The organism is Qaidamihabitans albus (assembly GCF_016464705.1).
GTDB classification, from domain to species: domain Bacteria; phylum Actinomycetota; class Actinomycetes; order Mycobacteriales; family Pseudonocardiaceae; genus Qaidamihabitans; species Qaidamihabitans albus.
Map to the genome: position 1 here is coordinate 1 of NZ_JAEHOB010000052.1, position 836 is coordinate 836.

1 protein-coding gene is annotated in these 836 nt (G+C 70.2%); it reads right to left on the reverse strand.

The features are described 5' to 3' along the window. Positions 1-6: 6 nt before the first annotated feature. Positions 7-777, reverse strand: coding sequence for a PIG-L deacetylase family protein (locus JAP66_RS31780; RefSeq protein ID WP_199435573.1), 771 nt, complete (start codon positions 775-777; stop codon positions 7-9). Between the last annotated feature and the right edge of the window lie 59 nt (positions 778-836).

Genomic DNA, 836 nt, shown 5'->3' on the forward strand with positions numbered 1-836 from the left:
CCCGAGTCAGTCCTGCATGGCTTCGGTGATGAACTCCGGTGGTGCCTGCAGGTCGTGGGCGCGGAACAGGACGGCGTGTTCGACGCCCATGGCTTTGCCGCTCATCGCGGTGAACTTCGGGATGATGTCTTCGGGGGCGGGGTGGTCTGGGAGCGCGGCCAGGTACGCGGCGTGCGCTTCGAGCGAGGCGACGCCGCGGCGCAGCGGTTCACCCGTGACGTCGACGCCGTGGGTGGCGCCGGAGCCGGGGAGCCCGGGGACGATGAGCCAGCGCGCGGAGTGCGGTTCGAGGTCCTCGTCGTCGATCTGCTCCGGGAAGACCCACCGGTTGCCTGCGTCGCGCACGGCGTCGAGCGTCGCGAGCCCGGCGGCGCGGTGGTCGGCCTGGTCGAAGCCGTAGGGCGTCTCGGTTTCGTAACCGGTGCCGAGTACGACGTCGGGTTTGAACCGGCGGATCTCCCGGCAGATGTCGCGGCGCAGGTCGAGGCCGTAGACGAGCACGCCGTCCGGATGTTCGAGGACGGTCAGGTGCTTGACGCCGACGACGGCGCAGGCGGCCTGCTGCTCGGCGACGCGCAGGCGTGCCGTCTCCTCGGGAGGGTTCGGCATGCCTGCCTCACCGCGGGTGAGCAGGAGATAACCGACCTCGATGCCGCGCGCGGTCCAGCGAGCGACGGCCGCGGACGTGCCGTACTCCATGTCGTCAGGGTGTGCGACGACGCAGAGCACGCGCTGGAAGGACTCCTCGGGGAGGGCAGGCAATGTCATGTCGGCCATCCTTCCGCATGTTAGGGCCCGCCGTCCGCCGTTTGGACGTGCCGATGAGAAGCGGCTCG